This window comes from Micromonospora sp. NPDC005413, assembly GCF_040606435.1.
Taxonomy (GTDB): Bacteria; Actinomycetota; Actinomycetes; order Mycobacteriales; family Micromonosporaceae; genus Micromonospora.
The window spans coordinates 83,562-108,539 of the sequence record NZ_JBEXEV010000006.1 but is presented as its reverse complement, the minus strand read 5'-3'; the positions used below and the strand labels follow the sequence as shown (position 1 = coordinate 108,539).

The following is a 24,978-nucleotide window of genomic DNA, read 5'->3' as shown; positions in this document are numbered from 1 at the left end:
TTGTCTCCGACACGCTCTGTTTCATCCGTGGGTGTGACATGGAGGGATCGAGGTGGATATCCGACGAAGATCGGAATTCACGGAATCCGAACTCAACTCACTGCGCCGCGCCAGACGATGCGCGCTCGCACCCCACCCGTCACCGATCGGGGCAACCGGACGGACGTACGGCGGATCTCAGCCAACGCTCAGGCTGTGGGCCGTACCGTGTGCCGCATGACATCGCCGTCGCCGGCCGCGTGGTTCCGGCGTGCCCTGCCCACCCGCCGTCGCGCGACCGCCGCAGCGGCGGTCGTCGTGCTGTTGGCCGCCGCCGTGACCTGGGCGGTGTGGCCACAGGGACCGGGCGTACGCACCGAGAACGCGATGCTCACCGTCCGCTCCGGACCGTCCGGCGACCAGCCGGTGGACCTGGACACGACCTTCTACCTGCCGGACGACGCCTCGTCCGGTCGGAAGGTGCCGGCGGTGCTGTTGGCCCACGGGTTCGGCGGCACAAAGGAGTCGGTGCGCTCCGACGCGGAGGAGTTCGCCGGGCGCGGCTACGCGGTGCTGACCTGGACCGCGCGGGGCTTCGGGCGCAGCGGCGGCGAGATCCACCTGGACAGCCCGGACTACGAGGTGCGCGACGCCGAGCGGCTGCTGGACTGGCTGGCCGCTCGGCCGGAGGTGCGCACCGACGCCGCCGGTGACCCGAAGGTCGGTGTGGTCGGTGGCTCGTACGGCGGTGGGCTGGCCCTGCTGCTGGCAGCCCAGGACCCCCGGGTGGACGCGATCGTCCCCATGATCACCTGGAATGACCTGTCCCGTGCCTTCCTGCCGGAGAGCACCGGCGGAGCGCCGACCGAGGGTGTGTTCAAGAAGGGCTGGGCTGGCCTCTTCTTCGGTGGCGGCGGCAACGTGGGTTCCGGCCCGGCCGGGCTCTCCGGTGGGACCGCCGCCCAGCCGGAGGGTGCACCGGCGTCGGCCGGCCCGCCCAGCCCGGAGCCGGGGGCGGGCCCGGGCACCGGTCCCGGTGGCGCTCCGGCTGGTGCAGCCAACCCGTCCTGCGGTCGCTTCGCCGCCGACGTGTGCGCCGCGTACCTGCGGATCGCCACCACCGGGCAGGCCGATCAGGCCGCCGTGGACCTGCTGCGTCGCTCCAGCCCGGCAGGCGTGCTGAACAAGATCACGGCACCCACCCTGCTGGTGCAGGGCGAGGCGGACACGCTCTTCCCCCTCGGTGAGGCCGACGCCAACGCGAAGGGCATCGCCGCCGCCGGCACCCCCGTGAAGGTCGCCTGGTTCACCGGAGGTCACGACGGCGGTGCCGGCCCCCGCTCGGACTCGGACCGTGTGAAGTTCCTGACCGTCCAGTGGCTCGACCACTACGTCAAGGGTGCGGGCGACGCGCCCGGCGACGACTTCACCTGGTCGCGAATCGCCGGCTTCGACGCGCTCGACCGGGGTCTCGTCGCCACCGGCTTCCGCCGCGCCGACTACCCGGGCCTGACCGGCGACGCCCGCCGGGAGGTCGCGGTCGCCGGCCCGGCCCAGTCGATCGCGAACCCGCCCAACGGCAACCCGGCCGCCATCTCCTCGATCCCGTTCGCTGGCGGGCTCGCCTCGCTGCTGGACGGCGTGGCTGGCGACGTGCCCGGCCAGCACGCCCGGTTCGAGTCCGCGCCGCTGACCGAGGCGGTGGACGTGGCGGGTGCGCCCACCGTCACCCTGCGCGCCGCGTCGCCGACCGGTGAGGCGGTGCTCTTCGTCAAGCTCTACGACGTCGACAAGGACGGTGCGGCCACCCTGCCGAGCGGGCTGGTCGCCCCGGTTCGCCTCACCGGCCTGCCCCAGCGGGTGCAGGACGCCCGCCCGGTCACCGTGACGCTGCCCGGGATCGTCCGCCGGGTGGAGGCCGGCCACCGGCTGCGCCTGGTGGTGGCCAGCTCCGACCAGGCGTACACCACGCCTGCCGAACCGACCGTCTACACGGTCGCGGCGGACGGCGCGGTCACGCTGCCCACGGTCAGCGGCGAGCCGATCCCCACCGCGGCGACGATCTGGCGCTGGGTGCTCGCCGGTCTGCTCGCCGCCATCGCGATCGGCCTCGTCGTGGTCGTGGCGGTGGTCCGCCGCCGGCACCGCCGCCAGGACCGGTCGGTGCATCCGGAGTACGCGGACACCCCGCTGGCCGTGCGCTCACTGCGCAAGGAGTACGCGGACGGCTTCGTCGCGGTGTCGAACGTCGACTTCGAGGTGCACCCGGGCCAGGTGGTGGGTCTGCTCGGGCCGAACGGCGCCGGTAAGACCACCACACTGCGGGTGCTGATGGGGCTGACCCAGCCGACCGCCGGGGAGATCTACGTCTTCGGTCGCCGGCTGGTGCCCGGCTCGCCGGTGCTGTCCCGGATCGGCGCGCTGGTGGAGGGGCCCGGTTTCCTGCCGCACCTGTCCGGGTTGGACAACCTGAAGGCGTACTGGCAGGCCACCGGGCGGCCGGCGGAGGACGCGCACTTCGACGCGGCGCTGGAGATCGCCGGGCTGGGCGACTCCGTACACCGGAAAATCAAGAACTACAGCCATGGGATGCGTCAGCGGCTGGCGATCGCCCAGGCCATGCTCGGCCTCCCCGAGCTGCTGGTGCTGGACGAGCCGACCGACGGGCTCGACCCGCCGCAGATCGCCGAGATGCGCCGGGTGCTCCAGCGGTACGCCACGGACGGCCGGGCGGTGCTGGTCTCCAGCCACCTGCTGGCCGAGGTGGAGCAGACGTGCACGCACGCGGTGGTGGTGAACAAGGGCCGGATCGTGGCGTCCGGGCCGGTGGAGGAGATCGTGGGCGAGTCGCCGAGTGTGCTCTTCGACGTCACCGACCCGGTGGCGGCGCGGGCGGTGCTGGAGCAACTGCACGGGGTCCGCGTGTTGCCGGAGAGTGACGGCCAGTTGGTGGTCGACACCAACGGCACGGCCCGCAGCGAGGTGGTCGCCGAGCTGGTGCGTGCCGGCATCGGGGTGGACCGGGTGGTGCCCCGACGGCGCCTGGAGGACGCGTTCCTCGCCCTGGTGGGCGAGAACTCTCGGGGAAGCGGTGACCGCTGATGGCTGGCTCTTCCGTCGAGACGCCGCTGGGCGTCACCGACCCGGCCGGTGCGGCCCGGGGCTACCGGCCGTCGGCGACCATGCCGTTCGCGGCGGAGTTCCGTCGGCAGGCGTCCCGGCGGCGGACCCAGCTGGCGCTCGGGTTCATGGTGCTGCTGCCGCTGATCATCCTGGTCGCGTTCCAGTTCGATTCGGGCGGCGACGACGACAACGGCCGCAACGAGTTCTCCAGCCTGGTCGACCTGGCCACCTCGGGCGGGCTCAACTTCACCCTGTTCTCGATCTTCGTCTCGGCGTCGTTCCTGCTGGTGGTGGTCGTCGCGCTGTTCTGCGGCGACACGGTGGCCAGTGAGGCGAGCTGGGGCAGCCTGCGTTACCTGCTGGCGATCCCCGTGCCCCGGGCCCGGTTGTTGACGGTGAAGCTGGTGGTCGCGCTCGCGTACTCGGGACTGGCTCTGCTTCTGTTGGCAGGCACCGCGCTGTTGGCCGGCACCCTGCGCTACGGGTGGTCACCGTTGCGCAGCACGGTCGCCGCCGAACTGGAGCCCACCGAGGGGTTGCTCCGGTTGCTGGCCGTGCTCGGCTACCTGGCCGTCGTACTGCTGGTGGTGGCCGGGCTGGCGTTCCTGCTGTCGGTGATCACGGACGCCGCGTTGGGCGCGGTCGGCGGCGCGGTGCTGCTCTGGATCCTGTCCAGCATCCTGGACCAGATCACCGCCCTGGGCGCGGTGCGCGACTTCCTGCCCACCCACTTCAGCACCGCCTGGCTGGGGTTGCTCTCCACCCCGGTGCAGACCGACGACGTGGTACGCGGCTGCATCTCGGCGATCAGCTACGCGACGCTGTTCTGGGGCTTGGCGTTCTGGCGCTTCACCCGCAAGGACATCACGTCATAGCCGGCTGTCCGGTGGGCTCACCGATGACGGCACCGCGCTCGGTGCCGGCGGCGGGGCCGGTCGCGTCGGTGCCGGCGTGGACGGGTCGGCCTTCTTCCAGGCGCTGACGCCGATCCGGCCGGTGTTGCCCAGGTCGACCGGCCCGTCCGGGTCGACCTCCTCGGCCGGCTGCCCGGCAGCGGGTGCCACCGTCAGAAACTCGCCGTTGGTGGCCACCACGGTCGAATCGGTGACCAGGTTGCGCCAGAGCACCACGGCGGTGGCCCGCTCCTGGGGGGCGAGAGTGACCTTCCGGGGCGGCTGGTCGAAGCCCGAGGTGATCTCCTTGGCGCCATTGACCACCCGCAGCAAGATCGGCTCGCGCTGCTCGTCGAACACGTGCAGCACCGGGTACCCGTTGAGCTGGTAGGGGCTGTCGCCGCAGTTGACCAGCTCCAGGCCGAGGGCGCGCAGGCCCATCGCGGCGTCCCCGCCCGTCGACCGGATCCGAACGCCGGACGCCGGGCACGTGGCCATCGGGTCGACGCTCGCTGAAGGGTTGGGTGCAGTCGGTGGTCTCGGGCCGTCCCCGGACTGGCCGCGATGGTCGGCAGGAGTGCAGCCGCCGAGCACGAGAGCCATCGCGACCGACGCGCTGATGCGTCGCCGTGCTGCCGCGTCGCGAGAGATCATCCGTTGATCCTCGCCCACGTAGGCAGCACACCACCGCCCGGCCCCGGCCCTCGCCGGCTCTCACTGCGCCGCCACACGAGTTGCCTGGGGACCTCTCCTGGTGCGCCTTTGGAGCTGAATCGTTTGCGACATCGCTCGCCGGATCACGCTATGCCGTCTGGTGGTCCTTCAGGATCATGTCCAGGTTGTAGACCTTGACCTCGCGCCGCACCTGCCGCGTGCCCTCGACTCGAACTATCAACTCAGAGTTGATAGTTGCCTCGGTCACCTCCTCGTCGGCCAGCACCCGGAACACGATCTGCCCGATGTTCTGCACCGTAGAGAAGCAGCTCGCCGGCAGGATCGGTCACCCGTGGCCCCCTTCGGTCAGGGCTCGGGTGATCTCGGTGGCGTCGAATCGGGCGGGCTGGAAGTCGGCGGCCGAGGCCAGTCCGAGCCATTCCAGCCGGTCGCCGTGTTCGGGGTGGCCGGGATCGCTCAACACCTCGACAAGTTCGGCATAGCCCCAGACACCGCCGCAGTCTTCCGGCGGGGCCGCCCGCCGCCCGCCCGTGCATCGTGGGTACGCGATGGGCTGGCGAGACAGCACCTTCTCCACGACGATCTCGTGGGCCCAGTCGTCGCCGAAGTCGTACGTGTACCTGAACCGGTCACCGACACCGGCTGCGACCTGCTCCAGTGTCACCGAGCTATCGGCGCGGTGACCCAACTCCCGGTCGGCGACCCCGAAGTCGCCGTAGGCGGTCTCGAAACCGTGCAGGTGGGAGTCGTCCCAACCGAAAGCCACCTGGATGATGTCGTGCAGGTCGGCCAGGCTGGTGTCGGCAGGCAGTTCCAAACGCCGCCAGATCGGTGGCTTCGCCCCCCGCAGACTCACCTTGAGTTGGTAGATGGGTGCGGCAGGGCCGGATTTCTTGCGCTTGGCCGGCAGCTTCGGCCCGGCGGTACGCCGTCCTGCGCGGGTTTGGATCTGCTGCGCCTGCCCGGCGATCTGGGTCATCATCTCCAGCAGTTCGAGGGTGGTCTGACGGGCGTCGTGCTGGGCTGGCGGGCGCGTCGGCTCGGGCAGCGTACGGATCCGGGCTCGCAGCAGCACCGCCAGCAGGTGGTAGCCCAGCCCGTCCTCGTCGGATTCCTCGTCGAACTCCGAGGGGTCACGTTCCCGGTCGTGGTCCGCGCGGGCGTCGAGGGCCCGTTCGACCTGCCACCGAAACTCGGCCGGGTCCAACAACTCCTCGGCGATTGTCAGACCGGCACGACGGCCGTTCTGCTGGATGGTGCTGACAACCTCGTTCAGGGCGTCAGCGGGAAAGAGCACGATGTCGGCCGCCGCGTCACAGTCGAGGTGGTCGACGTGGACGACGAACCCGTACGATCGCCCGGCTCGCTCGAAAGCGCAGACGAGCATGGACGCGCTGCCCGCCGGGTCGGCGAACCGTCGACATGGGCCGACCCGCACGGGCTGGCGCAACTCGCCGGCCCAACTCGGCGCTGCCACGCCCTCGTCCAGCAGACGCTGGGCGGCGGCCGCGGCGACAGTGCCCTCCTGGACGGAGTCGATCGCGAGCAGCACCGCGAGCGCTTCCGACGTACCGATTTCGGCGACGGCCGGCAGCATGCCCTCGTTGAGCGCCTCGGTGAAGCCTTCGCCGGCAAGGTCACCGGCGGACAGGAACGTCGCGGCAAACAACTCGGCCTCGACGGGATCGTCCGTCTTGATCAGGTCAGCAGCGCCGGCGACCAGGTCGTCGATGAAGCTCTGCGGGTCATAGGCGCCATCTGAGCACGCCGGGCAGTCACACTGATCCACCTCGGCGGGACGGGCGCGACGCACGACCTGCTGCCCGGACCGACTGGGCTTGGCACGCTTACGGCGGCGGCTCTCGGGACTCATCCGAGCATGTTTTCACGGCTGCGCGAGGTCGGCCTCGCACGACCCGCCGGGGTGGTCGGTCGGCAGGGTGCAACGGGCGCCGCCAGGGAGGCGATGGTCGCACCAGACACGGGCACGCACGAACTGACGGTCCTCCTCGCTCAGGGTCGTCTCGCCGAAGTCGATGGCGGTGACGTGGGCGAGCGAGTCGCGCAGCGCCTCGGCCAGCGCCCGTGCGCCGTCCACGCTGGTCAGCGTCGTCGGCAGGTGCACGATCCAGCGGGCCGGTACCTCGTACTCCGTCATGGTTCTCCCTTCGCTGCGGCGGCGCCGAGGCGGGCGGGGCGGCCGGCGGAGGTCCGGACCCGCGCCGGCCGGAGCCCGGCACCCGCCCCGGGCCAGCTTCAGGTGGTCGGTCCGCCGGCTCCGGACAACCCCTCGGTGTACGACGTCAGCGCCTCTACGGCCGCCGTAAGGCTCTCCGCCATCAGGTTGAGCTGCTCGGCGGCCCGGGACCACTGTCCGCTCGCCGTCTCGGTGGCCGCGTCGGGCTGGCCGGCGTCGACGAGCTGCTGGCCGGCGGCGTTGATCCGGACGGGGAGCTGTCCGACCCGCTCGGCCGCCGCGCCCAACTGGTCGCGGGCGGTGTCCAACACCTCGACCAGGTCGCCGATGCTGGGCTGGCCCGCTTCGGTGTGCAGTCGGCGTACCCCGTCGCTGAGTTGGCGTTGCGCCTCACCGGCCAGGTCGAGCGCGTCATCCCCGCAGCGTCGGGCCTGCCGGATCGCCGGGTGGGCGTAGCCCGCGCTGGTCCGCTCCAGCAGAACGGTCGCGGCGGCCACGGCGAGGTACGTCTCGCGCAGCTCGCCGGCCACCTGCTCGACCTCCCAGGCGGCGCTTGCCTCGGGCACGGTCATCGGGCCTCCTTGTGGCTTGGTGGGGTGCCGGGGCAGCGCGACAACCAGCCCAGATGGGGGACATCTGGACCGCCATGCGCGCTGCCCCGGCTCGGTTCCGGGGGCTGCCCCCGGAGGGTGAACCCAGCCCTGGTGCCAACCCGGGAGGCTCACCGAAACGCTATTCCACTTAGTGACATAGGTCAACCATGTTCTTGAGGGTGGGTTGCGCGGCGTGATCAGATAGGGCTGCCAACCCGGGAGGACCACCCATGCCCGCGATCCCACTGAGCTACGTCGACATCGCTGCGGACATCGCCGCTCGCATCAAAACCGGCGAGTACGAGCCGGGTGCCAAGCTGCCGTCCTACACGCAACTCGGTGACCTCTACTCGGTCTCGTTCTCGACCGCTGCACGCGCTGTGGCGCTGCTGCGCGACCGGGGCATTGTGGTTGGGGCACCAGGGCGCGGGGTCTACGTCAAGGAGCAAGACGCGGGCAATCCCTGACGGCTGCCTCGGTCTCGATCCTCAGGTCGATCAAGAACAACGCCATCTTGGCGAGCGAGGTGGCGTAGCGGGGCGCGTCATCTCTTTCGTTGGGCCGGCCGTCTGCCCCGTGTCTGAGCCGCTCGACATGCTGTACGGGGCGCTCGACAGGCAGTACCGTCAATTCGGGAGCGCTCCCATAGCGGTCGGGCCGGCATGGCGCTCGGGTCGAGTTCTTGCGTGGGCGCAGCTGAGGGCATCGCCCCCCGCATTGTCACCGGGCTGCTCGTCGCCACGGGTGCAGCCCTGGCATGTTCCGACCGGGGATTTTCCCACTAGCAAGGAATTAATGAACTTCAATGGATTCATGCTTCACCATGGGTATGTATCGATCCCTATCCATGGAGGTTTCCATGAACGTCTCTCGGCTCGGCGGGCCGACCCTGTCCCTGTTCCGCATCGTGACCGGCCTGCTGTTTACGTTGCACGGACTGTCCTCGATCTTCGGGTTGTTCGGCGGCAACCCGATGACCGGCACGGCAATACCCTTCGGCGCCTGGCCGGGCTGGTGGGCCGCGCTGATCCAACTGGTCTGTGGCGTGCTCGTGCTGGCCGGGCTCTTCACCCGGCCCGCCGCGCTTCTCGCGTCCGGCTCGATGGCGTACGCCTACTTCGTGGTGCACCAGCCGGAGGGCCTGCTGCCGCAGCACAACGGAGGTGAGCTGGCAGCGCTCTTCTGCTGGTCGTTCCTGCTGGTCGCGACGCTCGGCCCGGGTGCCTGGGCGCTCGACACGCTGCTCGCCCGGCGTCGCGTCGACACTCCATCGGCATCGGTGGCCGAGCCCAGCCCGGTATCCGTCTGACTGTACGCGCACCGCGCGTCGCCGGAGCCTCGACGAGGCGGTTCCGGCGGCGCGTCCGCTCAGGGGTTGCACGAAGGTCGAGGTACGGATGTCGCCGCTCCCAGCCCCGCCCTTCGATGATGTCGTAAACGATTCAGCTCCAAAGCGTGCGCCGGTCGCCGGCCGAACCGCGGCGTACCGCGCACCGGCTGTCGGTGCTGGTGGACGAGGACGGCCCGTTGGCGGCGGCGCACCTCGCGGCACCCGCCCAGCACGAGGGCCGCAGCCGGCGAACGACGGCGGCGGGGCGTCAGGCTGAGGTGCGCGTGCTGAGGACCGCATCCAGGAGGCCGGGGTAGAGACGGTCCAGCTCGTCGCGGCGGAGCCGGACCAGACGGCTGGTGCCGGCGGCCCGGGTGCGGGTCAGGCCGGCCTCGCGCAGCACCTTGAGGTGGTGACTGCGGGTCGCCTTGGAGACGCCGAACTCGAAGGTGCTGCAGGCGAACTCACCACCCTCGGCGAGCGCCCGGACGATCTGTAGCCGCACGTCGTCGGCGAGTGCGGCCAGCACGGTGGTGCCGGGGGGTCGAAGTGGTGGTGCTCGGTGTGGTCGGCTTCGCCGGCTTCAACCTGCTCACCAGCCTGGCGCTCGCACACGCCGCCCCGCAGCAGATCGCCCTCTTCGTGGCCACCACCCCGGTGATCACCCAACTGGTCCGCTGGGCCCGCGACGGCGTACGCCCAAAGCCCCTCCTGCTGGCCCTCTCGCTGGTGGCGCTCCTCGGAGTCGGCCTTGTGATCACCCGCGGAAGTCTGGCCGGACTCGGCCAGTTCGGCCTCGGCGGGCTGATGATGATCGGTGCGGTGGTCGGTTGGGGCATCTACACCCACGGTGCCAGCCGGTTCGGCACCTGGTCGCCTCTGCGCTTCACCACGCTGACCGCGCTCGCTGGGACTGCGGCCATGCTGACCGCGAGCATCGGCGCCGACGCCGTCGGGTGGCAGCACGCGCCGGCCGTCGCCGACGTCGTGGCGGTCGCCCCGCAATTGGCGTACGCCACGATCGGTGGCGCGGTGATCGACCCGGCGGCGGTGAGCGTCCGCTGACCCACGCACTGGGATCTGCGGTGGAGGTCGCCGCCGACGGTGCCTAGACTCGACGGCACAACTGAATACCTCATCCAGAGGGGCTGAGGGATACGGCCCGACGACGCCCCGGCAACCACCCCGCGCGCTCACCGCTGAGCGACCCGCGGGGCAGGTGCCAATTCCGTCCCCGCCGCACCGTGCGATGCGGGGAAAGATGAGAGGACCCTCGACATGACGTCGACGCTCGCCGCCTCCGGCATCGACACCTCCGCCAGCCCCGCTCGCGCCCTGGTCTGCCGTGCCTGCTCGGCCCGCTATCCGCTGGCCGCCCAGCACGCCTGCTACGAGTGTTTCGGCCCGCTGGAGGTCGACTACGACGCCGCCGTGCTGGCCACGGTCACCCGGGAGCAGATCGAGGCCGGCCCGAACAACATCTGGCGGTACGCCGCGCTGCTGCCCGCCGGTCAGGACCCGGCCACCCGGGTCACCCTCGACCCGGGGCTCACCCCGCTGGTGGCGGCCCCGCACCTCGCCGCCGAGCTGGGCATCACCGCGCCGCTCTGGGTCAAGGACGACAGCGCCAACCCCACCCACTCGTTCAAGGACCGGGTCGTCTCGGTGGCGCTCACCGCCGCGAAGGCGCTCGGCTTCGCCCGGTTCGCCTGCGCGTCGACCGGCAACCTGGCCAACTCGGTGGCCGCACACGCCGCCCGCGCCGGGGTGCCCTCGGTGGTCTTCATCCCCAGCGACCTGGAACAGGGCAAGGTGATCACCACGGCCGTCTACGGCGGCGAGCTGGTCGCCATCGACGGCTCGTACGACGATGTGAACCGGCTCTGCGGCGAGCTGGTGGAAACCGACGAGTTCGAGGACACGGCGTTCGTCAACGTCAACGTCCGGCCGTACTACGCGGAGGGCTCCAAGACGCTCGGCTACGAGGTGGCCGAACAGCTCGGCTGGCGGATCCCCGCACAGGTGGTCATCCCGATGGCCAGCGGTGAGCTGCTCACCAAGATCGACAAGGCGTTCACCGAGCTGGTCGAGATCGGCCTGGTGGAGGCGCCAGCCGCCGGCTGGAAGGTCTTCGGCGCCCAGTCGGCCGGCTGCAACCCCATCGCCACCGCCCTGCACGCCGACACCGACACGATCACCCCGGTCAAGCCCACCGGCATCGCCAAGTCACTTAACATCGGCGACCCGGCCGCTGGCCTCTACGCCCTGGAAGCGGTCCGCCGCACCGGCGGCTGGATGGAGTACGCCGACGACGACGAGATCCGCGCCGGCATCCGCGATCTGGCCCGCACCACCGGCGTCTTCGCCGAGACCGCAGGCGGGGTCACCGTGGCGGTGCTGCGCAAGCTGGTCGAGTCCGGTCGGCTCGACCCGACGGCGGAGACCGTCGTGTTCAACACCGGCGAGGGCCTGAAGACCATCGACGCGGTAGCCGGCCAGGTCGGCCCCACCCACCACATCAAGCCCTCGCTGCGCGCCGCCCGCGACGCCGGCCTCCTCGGCTGACGCCCGCCCGCCCGCCCGCCCGCCCGCCCGCTCCGCCCGCCCGCCCGCTCCGTCGCCCGTCCGTCCGCCCGCTCCGTCGTCCGCCCGCTCCGTCGTCCGTCTCGGTCGCCGGTCGCGGTACCGGCCATGTGCGTGATCGACTCCGTTTCGCCGACATGGCGGTATCCGATGGCCTGCAAACCGCAACATCGGCGATACGGAGTGGATCACGGGCCGCGCCGGGTCGGGCCGCGCCGGGTCGGGTCGGGCCGCGCCGGGTCGGGTCGCGCCGGGTTGGGCCGGGTCGGGTCGGACCGCGCCGGGTCGGGTCGCGCCGGGTTGGGCCGGGTCGGGTCGGACCGCGCCGGGTCGGACCGCGCCGGGTCGGGCCGTGCGGGGGATGGGGGATCGGGTGGATGGGGGAGCGGGTGGATCCGCCGGGTAACTGGGTTTTCGCGGTGAGTGTGGAAAACCCGCCGCTACGGACTTGACGGCAGGAACCGGACGGCGCAAGATGCTCCGTGCGGGAGGGCATTTCGCCGAAGACTTTTGAAGTTCTTGCGACCCAACGCCGGAGGCGTTGTGCGAGTGTCCCTCCCGACCACGTTCGATCAGGCCAGCGATTATTCGCTGGCCTGATCGCTTTTCCAGGGTGCACGCTCAGCGGCATGAGCATCACGATCGCGTCGTTCGACGGCGCCGACCGGACGTCGGTCGACGAGGCGTACCGGATCGGCGCGGCGGCCACCGATGTCGACGTGCCGGACTTCCCACCCTTCTGCCGACGCCGCTTCGACGCGCTGTTCCACACGCCGATGCCCGGCACCGAATCGCTCTGGGCGCTGGCCCGGCTGGACGGCGCGCCGGCCGGCTACCTCCAGCTGGACCTGCCGCAACTCGACAACACCGACAACGCCACCGCCGAGCTGACGGTGCATCCCGAGCTGCGGCGCCGTGGCCTCGGTCGCGCACTGCACGAGTACGGGGTACGCCTGCTTCGCGAGCACGGCCGCAAGCGGGTCGTCGCGATGACCGTCTCCGCGCTGCCGGACGGGCCGGCGCGATCAGCGGCGGGAGACGCGTTCGCCGCCACCACCGGCGCCCAGTCGGCGCTGCCCGAGGTGCGTCGCCGCCTCGACGTCGGCGCGATCGACCGGATCGCGCTGCGCGCGGCGCTGGCCGACGCCCAGCCGCGAGCCGAGGGCTATCAGTCGGTCTGCTGGCAGGGCTCCACCCCGCAGGAGTACGTGGCGGACATCGCCTACCTGGACGGCCGGCTGCTCATGGACGCGCCCATGGGTGACGTGCAGTGGGACCCGGAGCAGGTGGACGCCGAGCGCATCCGTGGCACCGAGCGCGCCCTGGACGCCCAGGGCCGGCGGCGCTACCACCTCGGGATGCGCCACGACGCGTCCGGCCGGCTGGTCGCCTGGACCCTGCTGGACGTGGGCGCCTCCACCGACTGGCACGCCTTCCAGCAGATCACCATCGTCGACCCGGCCCACCGTGGGCACCGGCTCGGTCTCATCGCCAAGGCGGAGAACCTGCACCACCTGCTGACCCACGAGCCGGCGGTCCGCGTCATCGACACCTTCAACGCCGCCAGCAACAGCTACATGGTGGCGATCAACGAGCAGCTCGGCTTCCGCCCGGTGGACGCCTGGAACAACTGGCAGCTCACCCTCTGACGGGGATCAGCGCTTCTGCTCCCGAACCCGACTGCGGCATGATGGCGGGCATGACGGAGACCCCGCATCCCCTGTACGACAGGCACGCCGACACCCTCAACCGTGCGCTGACCGCGATCACCGAGCGGGGCTACTGGTCCGCCTATCCCGAATCTCCCAGCCCTCGGGTGTACGGCGAAACCGCCGCCGCCGACGGTAAGGCCGCCTTCGAGGCGTACCTCGGTGGCGACTTCCCGCTCGACCAGCCGGGCACCGGCGTTCGGGTCGCCACCGAGACGAGCCCGTTCGGGGTGGAGTTGGCGGTGCGTTACCCGCACGCCGGCACCGACGAGCTGGTCAGCGCTGCTTTGGTCGCCCTGCCGGCGTGGCGCGACGCCGGTCCGCGGGCCCGGGTGGGCGTCTGTCTGGAGATCCTCGACCGGCTGCACAAGCACATCTTCGAGCTGGCCAACGCGGTGCAGTTCACCAGCGGGCAGGCGTTCGTGATGGCCTTCCAGGCCGGCGGCGCGCACGCGCTGGACCGGGCGCTGGAAGCGCTGGCGTACGCGTACGCCGAGATGACCCGGCACCCGGCCACGGCGGGCTGGGAGAAGGCCGCCGGAAAGGGCGACCCGCTGCGGATGACCAAGACGTTCCACGTGGTGCCGCGTGGGGTGGCGCTGGTCATCGGGTGCAACACCTTCCCGACCTGGAACTCGTACCCGGGGCTGTTCGCCTCGCTGGTCACCGGCAACCCGGTGATCGTCAAGCCGCACCCGCGCGCGGTGCTGCCGCTGGCCATCACCGTGAAGTACGCCCGGGAGGTGCTCGCCGAGGCCGGCTTCGACCCGAACCTCATCATGCTGGCGGCCGAGGCACCCGGTGAGAAGCTCGCCAGCGATCTGGCCCTGCACCGGGCCATCAAGATCGTCGACTTCACCGGTTCCACCGAGTACGGCGACTGGCTGGAGACGCACGCCCGGCAGGCGTCGGTCTACACCGAGAAGGCCGGTCTGAACACGGTCGTCATCGACTCCACCGACGACTTCGCCGGCATGTGCCGCAACCTCGGCTTCACGCTGACCCTCTACAGCGGTCAGATGTGCACCACCTCGCAGAACATCCTCATCCCGACCGGCGGCATCGAGACCGACCAGGGGCACAAGAGCTTCGACGAGGTGGCCGGCGGGATCGCCGCGGCGGTCGGCAAGATCACCGCGGACCCGGCCCGGGGCGTGGAGCTGACCGGCGCGATCGTCAACGACGGTGTGCTGGAGCGGCTGGCCGAGGTGACCAAGGTTGGCGAGCCGGTGCTGGAGTCGCGGGCCGTGGCCCACCCGTCGTACGCCGACGCGGTGGTGCGTACCCCGACGATCGTGAAGTTGGGCGCGGACGACACGGAGACGTACGGCCGGGAGTGGTTCGGGCCGATCTCGTTCGCCATCGCCACCGACTCCACGGCGCACAGCCTGGAGCTGCTGCGCCGGACGGTCGGCGAGAAGGGCGCGCTCACCGCCGGGGTCTACTCCACCGACGAGTCGGTGCTGGACGCGACCGAGGCGGTGGCGGTCGAGGTCGGGGTGCACCTGTCCTGCAACCTGACCGGCGGGGTTTTCGTCAACCAGTCGGCGGCGTTCTCCGACTTCCACGGGAGTGGGGCCAACGCGGCGGCCAACTCGGCGTTGACCGACGGGGCTTACGTGGCTAACCGGTTCCGGATTGTGCAGTCTCGGCGTCCGGTCTGATTTGGTTGCGGTTGGGGGTTTCCGGGGCAGCCCGACCCGCTCCGGGCGGTCAGGCTTGATCCCTGCGCGGGTCGGGCTGCCCCGGAAACCCTTTGTGGGCACGCTGGTCGGAACGCAGCCGGCTTTGGGGGTGGGCAGCACAGGGCTCTGCCCTGGGGTGGTTTTCAGGCTGGGCGGCGCATTTGTAGCTCGGTCAGGGCTGGGATCGTGGGGTGTGGGACGCGTACGCCGGTGTCGATGAAGCCCAGCCGCTGGTACGCCCGGTAGGCGCGGTCGTTGCCGACCACCACCTCCAGCAGTAACTCCGGCCGGCCGCAGGCGCGTGACCAGGCGGCGACCCCGTCGATCAGCTCGCCGAGCAGCCCGCTGCCCCGCCAGGTCGGCGTGACGTACACGGCGTAGATCACCGTCAGCCCGGGCTCGTTCGGGGCGACCATGCCACCGGCGTGCCCAACCAGCCGTCCGTCCGGGTCGGCGATGAACTGCGCGTTGCTGGAGCCGGCCGAGGTGTACGCGACCCGCGCGGCGAACTCGGTGTGCGGTCGGGCTGCCGCGTCCGCCAGGGTCTCCAGGAAGGCCAACGGTGCGTCGGCGAGCATCTCCAGGCGCAGTGCTCGCATCCGGGCGGCGTCCTCCGGCCGAACCCGACGGATCTCCGCCTGGCGAACAACGGTTGAGCCGGTAGCGGTGGTCATGTCCGCATGCCTACCACAGGTGCTGGACGCCGTTTTCCGAGCTGTGCCCGATCTCCGTCGCCTCGCGGCACCGCCTCGTTCTCTTTTGCCGACGGTACTCATGGGCGTAAATCTGATTGATCGAAAACCTGGGTGGCCGGCGCGGCTGGAGGCGGCGCCGGAGCGCCCGGGAGTATGCCCGATTTGTGGGCGGTGCGCGGGCGTCGCTCCTCGTGTAGCGTGCGATTTCGGTCACCTCTTTCAGTGGTCGTCATCGATCGCTGAGGCGGGTCCGAGGGCGCCCGGCCGCGCCGTGCGCCGGGCAGGCAACGCCGTGCAGAGTGAGGGAAGTGCACCGTGGCACAGGGCGCCGTGAAGTGGTTCAACGCCGAAAAGGGCTACGGCTTCATCGCCGTCGACGGCGGTCAGGACGTGTTCGTTCACTTCTCCGCGATCGAGATGGACGGCTACAAGGCGCTGGACGACGGCCAGCGGGTGGAGTTCGAGATCGCCCAGGGCCAGAAGGGCCCGCAGGCGGAGCACGTACGCATCGTCGCCTGAGTTCCGTCCCCGATCGGCCCCGCGCGTCGGGGCTGCGGCGCGGGCGCGCACCCGGGAAGATCGTGAACCGTTCCAGCCGATGCTGAGGAGCGTTCATGACCGACCAGCCACCCTCGCCCACCCCACCCCCCGGGCCGGGGGAGTCGGGCCCGTTCGACCCGGCCTCGCCCGCCAGCGGTTCTGGCGCGGCACCGGGCACGCCGCCCGCCTCTGAGCCGCCGCCCGGGCCGACCCAGGGTTGGGGTCAAGCCGGCCCCGTCGGTCCGCCGCCCGGCTGGGATCCCGCGCAGGGAGGTTGGGGTCCGCCGCCTCCTGGGTGGGTGTTTCCGCCCACTGGCGGCTACCCGCCCGGGGTGGGTCCCTACGGAGGGCAGCCGTGGTATCCAGGGCCGCCGACCGGCTGGTACCCGCCGGGTCATGGCCTCGACCCCAACGATGCCCTGGTCACTCCGCCCGGTGCCGGTATCCAGGGCTGGCTCAGCCGGTTCAACGGGGCGCTGCGTCGAGGTTGGCGGCAGTTGGTGCCGATCCTGCTCCTCACCCAGGTGCTGCCGGCGGCGGTCCTCTCGGTCATCTCGCTGGGCGTGGACCCGTCGGCCGGCTGGGAGACGCAGGCCGAGTTGGACCCGGCGGGCGGGCTGCCGGACAACTTCGCCCTCGACCTGGCAACGCTTCTCGTGGCGCTGATCGGCGGCAGCCTGCTCATTGGTCTGGTGCAGGCGGTGGGGTGGGCCGCCGGCAGTTGGGTGATCACTCAGCAGGCGGCCGGCAGGCCGGCCAGCATCGACGCGGCGCTGCGGTACGGCGTGCGCCGGGCGCTCGGCCTGTGGGGTTGGACTCTGCTGATCAGTGTGCTCGTCGGTGTAGGTGTCTGTTTCTGCGTACTGCCGGGCATCTACCTGGCGTTCGCGCTGAGCATGGCCGGCCCGGTCTACCTCTTTGAACGGCAGAACCCGATCGGCCGGTCGTTCCGGATGTTCCACGACCGGCTCGGGCTGTTGCTCGGCCGGGTGGCGCTGGTGGGCGGGGTGGTGATCGTCGGCAGCATGATTCCCGGTTTCCTGGAGTCGCTGGGCACCGTCGCGTTCGGTCCGGACCCGCTGGCGTCGCCGGGCGCCGCGGTCGGGGCGGTGGCCGTGATCGGGGTCACTGCGGTGCTGGCCCTGCCGGCCCACCTCGTCCAGTTGGTCGGCCTGCTGATCACATACACCGAGCAGCGGGCCCATGAGGCGCCGGTAAACGCTGCCGGACTGGCAGCGGAACTCGGCTGAGCGGCCCCATCGTGCTTGCACTCGGCAGGGGAGAGTGCTAAACAAGTCATTGGCACTCGCATACCGTGAGTGCCAATGGTCGGGACGGTGGGGCCAGGTTGCACCGGCGTGGAGACGCCGGGGCGACACATGGCCGGTCGTCGCGGGCTATCCGGCCCGGCCGAAGGACGTCGTCGTCGCCAGGTGGCGACGTCCCAAGGTGCGTACACCAGGCGGCCCATCCGGGGCACATCTCGGGTGGCCCGTGAGTGTCCAGGAGGACAACGCCGTATGGCCAAGATGATCGCGTTCGACGAAGAGGCGCGCCGCGGCCTCGAGCGGGGCATGAACCAGCTCGCCGACGCCGTAAAGGTGACCCTCGGCCCCAAGGGCCGCAACGTCGTGCTCGAGAAGAAGTGGGGTGCCCCCACCATCACCAACGATGGTGTGAGCATCGCCAAGGAGATCGAGCTCGAGGACCCGTACGAGAAGATCGGCGCTGAGCTGGTCAAGGAGGTCGCCAAGAAGACCGACGACGTTGCCGGTGACGGCACGACGACGGCGACCGTCCTGGCCCAGGCCCTGGTTCGCGAGGGCCTGCGCAACGTGGCCGCTGGCGCCAACCCGATGGCCCTGAAGCGGGGCATCGAGGCTGCGGTCGCGAGCGTCTCGGAGGAGCTGTCCAAGCTCGCCAAGGACGTCGAGACCAAGGAGCAGATCGCCTCCACCGCCTCCATCTCCGCTGGCGACAGCACCGTCGGCGAGATCATCGCCGAGGCGATGGACAAGGTCGGCAAGGAAGGCGTCATCACCGTCGAGGAGAGCAACACCTTCGGGCTGGAGCTGGAGCTCACCGAGGGTATGCGCTTCGACAAGGGCTACATCTCGGCCTACTTCATGACCGACCCGGAGCGTATGGAGGCCGTCTTCGACGACCCGTACATCCTGATCGCCAACAGCAAGATCTCGTCGGTGAAGGACCTGCTCCCGATCCTGGAGAAGGTCATGCAGTCGGGCAAGCCGCTGCTGATCATCGCCGAGGACCTGGAGGGCGAGGCTCTCGCCACCCTGGTGGTCAACAAGGTCCGTGGCACCTTCAAGTCTGTCGCCGTCAAGGCGCCGGGCTTCGGTGACCGCCGCAAGGCCATGCTGACCGACATCGCCATCCTCGCCGGTGGCCAGGTCATCAGCGAGGAGGTCGGCCTCAAGCTCGACGCCGCCAGCCTCGACATGCTGGGCCGCGCCCGCAAGGTCGTGGTGACCAAGGACGAGACCACCATCGTCGACGGTGCCGGTGACGCCGAGCAGATCCAGGGCCGGGTCAACCAGATCCGGGCCGAGATCGACAAGAGCGACTCCGACTACGACCGGGAGAAGCTGCAGGAGCGGCTGGCCAAGCTGGCCGGCGGCGTTGCGGTCATCAAGGTCGGCGCGGCCACCGAGGTCGAGCTCAAGGAGCGCAAGCACCGCATCGAGGACGCCGTTCGCAACGCGAAGGCGGCCGTCGAAGAGGGCATCGTCCCGGGTGGTGGCGTCGCGCTGGTGCAGGCCGGCAAGACCGCCTTCGACAAGCTCGACCTGGTCGGCGACGAGGCGACCGGTGCGAACATCGTCAAGGTCGCGCTGGACGCCCCGCTGCGGCAGATCGCCGTCAACGCCGGCCTTGAGGGCGGCGTCGTGGTGGAGAAGGTCCGTAACCTCGAAGCGGGTCACGGCCTCAACGCCGCCAACGGCGAGTACGTTGACCTGCTGGCCGCGGGCATCATCGACCCGGCCAAGGTGACGCGCTCGGCGCTGCAGAACGCCGCTTCCATCGCGGCGCTCTTCCTCACCACCGAAGCCGTTGTCGCGGACAAGCCGGAGAAGAACCCGGCTGCCCCGGCTGGCCCGGGTGGCGGGGACATGGACTTCTGAGTCCAGATCCGACACAGAACGGGGCGGGCCGCTGACGCGGTCCGCCCCGTTCGTCGTCAGGTCGGTAGTGGGCGCTGGTTGCGCCGCTTCTGCGCCCGGTCGTACGGCGGAAGCAGTTGGATCGGGGCGTCCACCATCTCCTGCGGCTCCTCGACCATCGCCGACTCGCCGTCGGTGGTCATCTCGGCCAGTTGCTCGGCGTCGCCGTAGTCGAGCCGGTCGAATGGCAGTTGGCCGGGGAGTTCGCCGACCGGTTTCCAGGTGATCGGCGGGCCGTCCTCGGTCTTGTCGTCATCCGTGGTCATGGCTGCCTCCTCTACCGAAACGGTAGGGGGCGTCGATGGCCGATGCGGGCGAATGGCGCTATCAGGGCCTATATCCTATTCGCCCCTTATTCTGCGCCGACTGTCCGCCGGTACAGGAAGAAGACCCGCTCGATCCGGGCACCCGCGCTGCCCGAGTAGAACGGCACCGGCCCCACCCAGCCGATCTGCGCCCGGCCCACCCCTGCCGCCTGCTGGTCTTGTAGGCAGCGCCGCAGCAGCACCCCACCAATGCCCGACCCCTCGGCAGCCGGCGCGGTGCCCATCGGCCCGAACCAACTCGGCCGGGACGACCCGTACGCGGCGAAGCCCAACACCTCGCCACCCCGCTCCGCCAGGTGACAACCGGCGCCGGCACGACCCACCGATCCGGCCAACTCGCCGTCCCACGTGCCACCGAAGGTGGACCGGGCGAACGCGGCCAGCGCCGGCAGGTCCGCCGGCTCCGCACGGCGTACGGTGACGCCCTGATCGGCCAGCCGCCGTTCCGCCGCCTCGGTGGACCGCAGCGCCGGCGACCCGTCGTACGACAGGTCGGCCGTCATGTTCCAGGCGGTCCGGTCCTGCTGGTAGCCCAGCGCGAGGGCAGCGCACACCGCTGGTGTGTAGCGGACGTCGATGCCCGGCCACGCGTAGTACGGCGGGTTGCCGGCCAACAGCACCTCGGTCACCCCGCGCTCGGCGAGCACCCGCTCGGCCCGCTTGAGCAGCGCCCGGCCGACGCCCCGGCGGCGCTGATCCGGGAGCACCGCGACCAGGTCCACGTGCCCGACACCCGCCTCGGTCGACGACACCGAGCAGAGGAGCACCCCGACCAGCTCCGCACCCCGGTACGCGCCCAGCCCAACCACCAGCCGGTCGGCGGCGGTGGCCCGGGGCCAGAGGACGTCCACGATCGGAGCCGCCTCGGCTGCGTCCTCGGGCAGGTCGAGAGCCTGCTCGCAGAGCCGTACCACGGTGGGGGCCAGGTCGGAGGTCAGCTCGGTGATGGTGATCTCGGCGTCCATGGTGGCCGACCCTAGATCAGCGCCTGCCGGTCGGCGCTCCCGCCCGACGTTTCCAGGTGAAAATCCTTCCTAGCGCTGAGCGGCTTGGACGGCGGCGAAAGCGTCGACCTCGCCGGCGCCGGTGATGTTCGACGGATTGCCACAGTCGTCGGCCGGGTTGCCGGAGCGGTAGGTCGGTGTCGCGGCCGTGGCGGTGTCCCGCAGGATCTGCCGGGTCCGGGTCACGTCGCCGACCAGCGCCGGGTTCGCCGACCACATCAGCGCGACCACCCCGGCAACCTGCGGGGTCGCCATCGAGGTGCCGTCCAGCGCGGCGTACGTGCCGCCCGGCATGGCCGACACCACACCCACACCCGGTGCCAGTACGTCCGGCTTACCCGTGCCGCCCGGAACCGGTCCGCGCGAGGAGAACTCGGCGACCCGCCGCTGCTCGTCCACCGCACCAACGGTCAGCACGTCCGCGTACGGCGCGGGCGGGTCGTCGATCGACGCGCACCACGGGCCGGTGTTTCCGGCCGCGGCGACCACGAAGATTCCGGCGGCGTCCAGCGCGGCCGTGGCCGGTCGCAGTGCCTGCTGGTCACAACCCTCGATGGGTGGGCAGCCCCACGAGTTGGTCAGCACCTGCGGGGCCCGCTCCGGACGGCCGTCGGTGAACGGGTCACCGCCGGCCGGGAAGGGCGCCAGCATGAACTGGAGACAGTCCAGGTAGTACGCGGGACTGCCCAGGTTGCGGTCCAGGTTGACGCAGCCCACCCACTGCGCGTCCGGTGCGACCCCGATGCCGCCCCGACCGACCGCGCTGCCCACCGTGTGGGTGCCGTGCCCGCCCTGGTCGGTCGGGCTCCGGGTGCCGTCCCACGGGTCGTACCAGGAGTCGTCCCCGCCACGGAACCCGGCTCGCAGCGCCGGATGGGTGCCGTCCACCCCCGAATCCGAGCTGCCCACCACGATGCCCGTGCCGGTCACCCCGAGCTGGGACCACACCCGGTCGGCGCCGATCTGGCGGATGTTCCACTCCGGGCCGGTGGGCGTGGGGGCGGTGCCCCGGCTCTGCCCGGCCGGGGCGGGCAGTGGCCGCAGGCGCTGGCTCACCAGCACCCGGGCCACCTCCGGTCGGCGGGCGAGCCAGGCCCGCACCACCGGGCCGCCGTCCACCTCGACCGCGTTCACCAGGTAGAACGGCACCGGGTCGAGTCGCAGGCGGTTCAGCCCTCGGAGCAGGTCGGCCTGGCTCTGCTCGGCGGTCGTCACCAGCCGCCGGTAGACCTCCCCCGCGCGGGCGTCCCGCCCGGCCCGACCGGGTGCGACCGCCGGTAGACCGGTCAGGTCGGCCTGTGCGCGCAGCACCACGAGCAGCCGCTCGCCGTACAGGCCGGGCTGGCCGGGGCCGAGGTCGACCACGCCGAACGCCGCCAGCAGCACCACGGCTGCCACCGCTGCGGCCCGACGGCTCGGGGTGCGTGCCGTCGGCCGGGCGAGCAGCACTCCGTACCCGATGGCGACCAGGACGGCGACGGCGAGCCCGGCGCCGGCGGCGGCTGCCACCCAGAACGGCACGTCCCGGGTGCCGACCAGCAGCAGGCTGATCTCTTCCGGGTCGGTGAAGGCCAGCGGACCGAGTGCGGCCAGGCCCACGAGCCAGCCCGTCGCCGCTCGACCAGCGCGCGTGGCGTCGGCCGGGTCGGCGCCGGGCCGCCAGGTCGCGGCCCACAGTGCGGCCAGCGCGAAACCCACTGGCGGCAGGGTCAGGAGCGCGGGCAACTGCGCGCCGGACTGGCCGGTGCCGGCCGCGAGCAGCAGCAGCGCCACCCCGGCGACCAGGCCTCCGACCAGCACCAGCCGAGCCGGCCGGGGCGGCCTGCCGACCGCGAACCGGGACCAGAAGGTGGCGTTCAGCAGCGTCGCGGCCAGCACCCCGAGCGCGGCGGCCGCCAGGAGTGCGAGCGCGGTCTCCAGGAGCCCGCCGAGCGCGCCCAGCCAGGCCCACGGCAGGAGCAGCGCCAACCCGGCGGCGACCGCGAGCAGCGGCACCGGGCCGGGCCGCCGCAACCCCCGTTGGCTTCCGACCGGCTCCGGGCGTCCGGCGGCCTCGGGCCGCGCGGCGTCGCCGTTTTCGGTGGGTGCCGCGCCGACCACAAAGCCGGTCGCTCCGGGGTACGCCCACCGGCGCGCCGACCAGCGCACGACGAGCGCGGTGAGCACCGCCGCGCCGGCCAGCCCGGCGAGGTACACCTCGTGGTGCGCCGGCGGCACCGCCCGCAGCAGCGTGAGTACCCCGAGTGTCAGCGCACCGACGAGCCAGACCCGCCCGCTGGCCCGGACCGTGGCCGACCGGGGCAGTACGGCCAGCAGCAGGGCGGGTGTGCCCACCAGCACGACGGTGGCCAGGCCCAGCGCCGGCCAGAGCCAGCCGACGCGATCCCGTCCGAAGCCCAGCAGCACCTGATCGGTGACCCAGCCACCGGCCTGGGTGGCCACGGTGACCGCAACCGTCCAGCCGCCGACCAGCACGGCCGCGACCACCGGCCACGGGCTGGCCCGGCCCGACGGCAGCGGGTGGGGCGGCGTTTGACCAGCGGGTGACGGAGGCCCGACCTGCATGACTCGCACAGTACGGGGCGGGCGGCGAATGTCGACGCGTTGGCGCGACGGTTACGGTGGACGGGTGCGTGACCCCAATATCTCCCGATCCGTCGCCGGTCAGCTATCGCCGGTCCGCCGTGCGTCCGACCTGCGCCGACTGCGCGCCGAGCGCTTCGACGTGCTGGTCATCGGTGGTGGGGTGACCGGTGCCGGAGCCGCCCTGGACGCGGCGTCCCGAGGCCTGAAGGTGGCCCTGGTCGAGGCGCGCGACCTCGCCGCCGGCACCTCCAGCCGATCCAGCAAGCTCATCCACGGTGGGCTGCGCTACCTGGAGCAGTTGGAGTTCCACCTGGTCCACGAGGCGCTGACCGAGCGGGGTCTGCTGGCGACCCGGCTCGCGCCGCACCTGGTGCGGCCGGTGCCGTTCCTGGTGCCGCTGCCGGCCGGGCGGGGCCTGCGGGACCTGCCCGCCCGGATCTTCCGCCGCTCGTACTACGGCGCCGGTGTGGCCACCTACGACGCCTTCGCCGGTCTCTTCGGCGGCGGCCGGGGCATGCCGCTGCACCGGCACCTCACCCGGGAGGGGGCGCGGCGGATCTTCCCGAGTCTGCGGGCCGACGCGCTGGCCGGGGCGATCCGCTACTACGACGGGCAGGTCGACGACGCCCGGCTGGTGGTCACCCTGGCCCGCACCGCGGCCAGCCTCGGCGCCACGGTGGTGAGCAGCGCCCGCGCCGTCGGGCTGATCCGGCAGGCGCGGGAGGTGACCGGCGTACGGGTTCGCGACCTGGAGGCGCCGGCCGGCTCACCGGACGCGGAGTTCGAGGTGCAGGCCCGCACCGTCATCGCCGCCACCGGGGTGTGGAGCGACGACATGTCCCGGATGCTCAACGACGTGGGCCTGCGCCCCGGCGTCCGGGTGCGCGCCTCGAAGGGGGTGCACCTGGTGGTGCCCCGCTCGGCGATCACCGGCGAGACGGGGCTCATCCTGCGTACGGCGCGTTCGGTGCTCTTCGTCATCCCGTGGGGCGGGCACTGGATCATCGGCACGACGGACACCGACTGGCGGTTGGACAGGTCCCACCCGGCGGCCTCGGCCCGCGACATCGACTACCTGTTGCAGCAGGTCAACACCGTGCTGGACCGGCCGTTGACCACCGCCGACATCGAGGGGGTGTACGCGGGGCTGCGGCCGTTGCTGGCCGGCGAGGCCGACTCCACCTCGAAGCTCTCCCGTGAGCACGCCGTGTTCGAGCCGATGCTCGGGCTGTTGCTGGTCGCCGGAGGCAAGTACACGACGTACCGGGTGATGGCTTCCGACGTGGTCGATCGCGCGGCCCGCCGGCTCGGCGGCGCCCGCTCGTCGCGTACCGCCGACCTGCCGCTGCTCGGCGCCGACGGGTTCCCGGCGATGTGGCGGGACCGGGCCGACCTGGCCCGCCGGCACGGCGTGCCGGTGGGCGTGGTGGAGCACCTGCTGGAGCGGTACGGCACCCTCACCCTGGACCTGCTGGGGCTGATCAATGCCGATCCGTTGCTCGGCTCTCCGTTGGCCGGCGCCCCGGAGTACCTGGCGGCGGAGGTCGCCTACGCGACGCGGGCCGAGGGTGCGCTGCACCTGGAGGACGTGCTGACCCGCCGGACCCGGATCTCGTTCGAGACCAGCCATCGGGGGCTGGAGTCGGCGGAGCACGCGGCCGAGCTGATGGGCGCGGTGCTCGGTTGGGACGCGGCCACCCGGGCGCGCGAGGTCGAGCACTACCGCGTGCGGGTGGAGGCGGAGCGGCAGTCCCAGTTGATGCCGGACGACGCTGCGGCGGACGCGGCCCGGCTCGGCGCTCCGGATGTCCGGGGTTACGCGGCCGATCGGGGTGGCGACGACGATCAGGCTGAGCTGCGTCCGTCCACTCGGTGACG

At 71.6% G+C, this 24,978-nt stretch carries 22 protein-coding genes and 1 riboswitch; of the genes, 12 read left to right on the top strand and 10 right to left on the bottom strand.

Translation table 11 applies throughout. The annotated features are described in order from the left end of the window. Positions 1-216 precede the first annotated feature (216 nt). Complete coding sequence (locus ABZS37_RS10665; RefSeq protein ID WP_355167635.1) at positions 217-3,081, top strand: alpha/beta fold hydrolase; 2,865 nt, start codon at positions 217-219, stop codon at positions 3,079-3,081. Then, positions 3,081-3,977, top strand: a complete 897-nt coding sequence (locus ABZS37_RS10660) for an ABC transporter permease subunit (RefSeq protein ID WP_355167633.1) — start codon at positions 3,081-3,083, stop codon at positions 3,975-3,977. The genes ABZS37_RS10665 and ABZS37_RS10660 overlap by 1 nt, the downstream gene beginning before the upstream one ends. Here the strand turns inward: ABZS37_RS10660 and ABZS37_RS10655 are convergent. The 5 genes from ABZS37_RS10655 to ABZS37_RS10635 form a co-directional block, all read right to left on the bottom strand. Continuing rightward, entirely contained in the window at positions 3,972-4,493 is a 522-nt protein-coding gene (locus tag ABZS37_RS10655; RefSeq protein WP_355167631.1) for a DUF4232 domain-containing protein, read from the bottom strand. The genes ABZS37_RS10660 and ABZS37_RS10655 overlap by 6 nt on opposite strands. 304 nt (positions 4,494-4,797) lie before the next feature. Further along, the gene (locus ABZS37_RS10650) at positions 4,798-4,965 is read right to left on the bottom strand and encodes a hypothetical protein (RefSeq protein ID WP_355167630.1); all 168 of its coding nucleotides are present in this window, start codon (positions 4,963-4,965) and stop codon (positions 4,798-4,800) included. A 30-nt stretch (positions 4,966-4,995) separates the two neighbouring features. Continuing rightward, entirely contained in the window at positions 4,996-6,543 is a 1,548-nt protein-coding gene (locus ABZS37_RS10645; RefSeq protein WP_355167628.1) for a plasmid pRiA4b ORF-3 family protein, read from the bottom strand. 12 nt (positions 6,544-6,555) lie between these two features. Continuing rightward, on the bottom strand, positions 6,556-6,828 hold the full coding sequence (locus ABZS37_RS10640; protein ID WP_355167626.1) for a hypothetical protein: 273 nt from the start codon (positions 6,826-6,828) through the stop codon (positions 6,556-6,558). A 98-nt stretch (positions 6,829-6,926) separates the two neighbouring features. Further along, positions 6,927-7,439: a hypothetical protein gene (locus tag ABZS37_RS10635; RefSeq protein WP_355167624.1), complete on the bottom strand. Its 513-nt coding sequence runs from the start codon at positions 7,437-7,439 to the stop codon at positions 6,927-6,929. A 251-nt stretch (positions 7,440-7,690) separates the two neighbouring features. On the opposite strand from ABZS37_RS10635, the gene ABZS37_RS10630 reads away from it, so the two are divergent. Beyond that, entirely contained in the window at positions 7,691-7,927 is a 237-nt protein-coding gene (locus ABZS37_RS10630) for a winged helix-turn-helix domain-containing protein (protein ID WP_355167622.1), read from the top strand. Positions 7,928-8,319: 392 nt separating this feature from the next. Continuing rightward, positions 8,320-8,769: a DoxX family protein gene (locus ABZS37_RS10625; protein WP_355167620.1), complete on the top strand. Its 450-nt coding sequence runs from the start codon at positions 8,320-8,322 to the stop codon at positions 8,767-8,769. A 289-nt stretch (positions 8,770-9,058) separates the two neighbouring features. Here the strand turns inward: ABZS37_RS10625 and ABZS37_RS10620 are convergent, their stop codons facing one another. After that, entirely contained in the window at positions 9,059-9,319 is a 261-nt protein-coding gene (locus ABZS37_RS10620) for a metalloregulator ArsR/SmtB family transcription factor (RefSeq protein ID WP_355167618.1), read from the bottom strand. 23 nt (positions 9,320-9,342) lie between these two features. On the opposite strand from ABZS37_RS10620, the gene ABZS37_RS10615 reads away from it, so the two are divergent. From ABZS37_RS10615 to paaN, 4 genes are all read left to right on the top strand, one after another. Then, positions 9,343-9,855, top strand: a complete 513-nt coding sequence (locus ABZS37_RS10615) for a hypothetical protein (protein WP_355167617.1) — start codon at positions 9,343-9,345, stop codon at positions 9,853-9,855. Positions 9,856-9,922: 67 nt separating this feature from the next. Next, positions 9,923-10,058: riboswitch (SAM riboswitch) on the top strand. 10 nt (positions 10,059-10,068) lie between these two features. Beyond that, the gene (gene thrC / locus ABZS37_RS10610; RefSeq protein ID WP_355167615.1) at positions 10,069-11,355 is read left to right on the top strand and encodes a threonine synthase; all 1,287 of its coding nucleotides are present in this window, start codon (positions 10,069-10,071) and stop codon (positions 11,353-11,355) included. A 647-nt stretch (positions 11,356-12,002) separates the two neighbouring features. Further along, positions 12,003-13,022: a GNAT family N-acetyltransferase gene (locus ABZS37_RS10605; protein ID WP_355167613.1), complete on the top strand. Its 1,020-nt coding sequence runs from the start codon at positions 12,003-12,005 to the stop codon at positions 13,020-13,022. A 50-nt stretch (positions 13,023-13,072) separates the two neighbouring features. After that, positions 13,073-14,746, top strand: a complete 1,674-nt coding sequence (gene paaN, locus ABZS37_RS10600) for a phenylacetic acid degradation protein PaaN (RefSeq protein ID WP_355167611.1) — start codon at positions 13,073-13,075, stop codon at positions 14,744-14,746. A 164-nt stretch (positions 14,747-14,910) separates the two neighbouring features. On the opposite strand, the gene ABZS37_RS10595 is transcribed toward paaN, so the two are convergent. After that, positions 14,911-15,441, bottom strand: a complete 531-nt coding sequence (locus ABZS37_RS10595) for a GNAT family N-acetyltransferase (protein ID WP_355167610.1) — start codon at positions 15,439-15,441, stop codon at positions 14,911-14,913. Positions 15,442-15,777: 336 nt separating this feature from the next. Between ABZS37_RS10595 and ABZS37_RS10590 the strand changes: the two genes are divergently transcribed. From ABZS37_RS10590 to groL, 3 genes are all read left to right on the top strand, one after another. Next, positions 15,778-15,981, top strand: coding sequence for a cold-shock protein (locus ABZS37_RS10590; protein ID WP_355167608.1), 204 nt, complete (start codon positions 15,778-15,780; stop codon positions 15,979-15,981). Positions 15,982-16,334: 353 nt separating this feature from the next. Continuing rightward, complete coding sequence (locus ABZS37_RS10585; protein ID WP_355167606.1) at positions 16,335-17,252, top strand: hypothetical protein; 918 nt, start codon at positions 16,335-16,337, stop codon at positions 17,250-17,252. 270 nt (positions 17,253-17,522) lie between these two features. After that, positions 17,523-19,145: a chaperonin GroEL gene (gene groL, locus ABZS37_RS10580; protein ID WP_088950420.1), complete on the top strand. Its 1,623-nt coding sequence runs from the start codon at positions 17,523-17,525 to the stop codon at positions 19,143-19,145. A gap of 56 nt (positions 19,146-19,201) precedes the next feature. On the opposite strand, the gene ABZS37_RS10575 is transcribed toward groL, so the two are convergent. The 3 genes from ABZS37_RS10575 to ABZS37_RS10565 all read right to left on the bottom strand — a co-directional run bounded on the left by ABZS37_RS10575 (position 19,202) and on the right by ABZS37_RS10565 (position 23,079). After that, positions 19,202-19,450: a hypothetical protein gene (locus ABZS37_RS10575; RefSeq protein ID WP_354994474.1), complete on the bottom strand. Its 249-nt coding sequence runs from the start codon at positions 19,448-19,450 to the stop codon at positions 19,202-19,204. Positions 19,451-19,536: 86 nt separating this feature from the next. Further along, entirely contained in the window at positions 19,537-20,475 is a 939-nt protein-coding gene (locus ABZS37_RS10570; protein WP_355167605.1) for a GNAT family N-acetyltransferase, read from the bottom strand. A 69-nt stretch (positions 20,476-20,544) separates the two neighbouring features. Beyond that, positions 20,545-23,079, bottom strand: a complete 2,535-nt coding sequence (locus tag ABZS37_RS10565) for a S8 family serine peptidase (RefSeq protein WP_355167603.1) — start codon at positions 23,077-23,079, stop codon at positions 20,545-20,547. Positions 23,080-23,158: 79 nt separating this feature from the next. Between ABZS37_RS10565 and ABZS37_RS10560 the strand changes: the two genes are divergently transcribed. Then, the gene (locus ABZS37_RS10560; protein WP_355167815.1) at positions 23,159-24,976 is read left to right on the top strand and encodes a glycerol-3-phosphate dehydrogenase/oxidase; all 1,818 of its coding nucleotides are present in this window, start codon (positions 23,159-23,161) and stop codon (positions 24,974-24,976) included. The last annotated feature ends 2 nt before the right edge of the window (positions 24,977-24,978 follow it).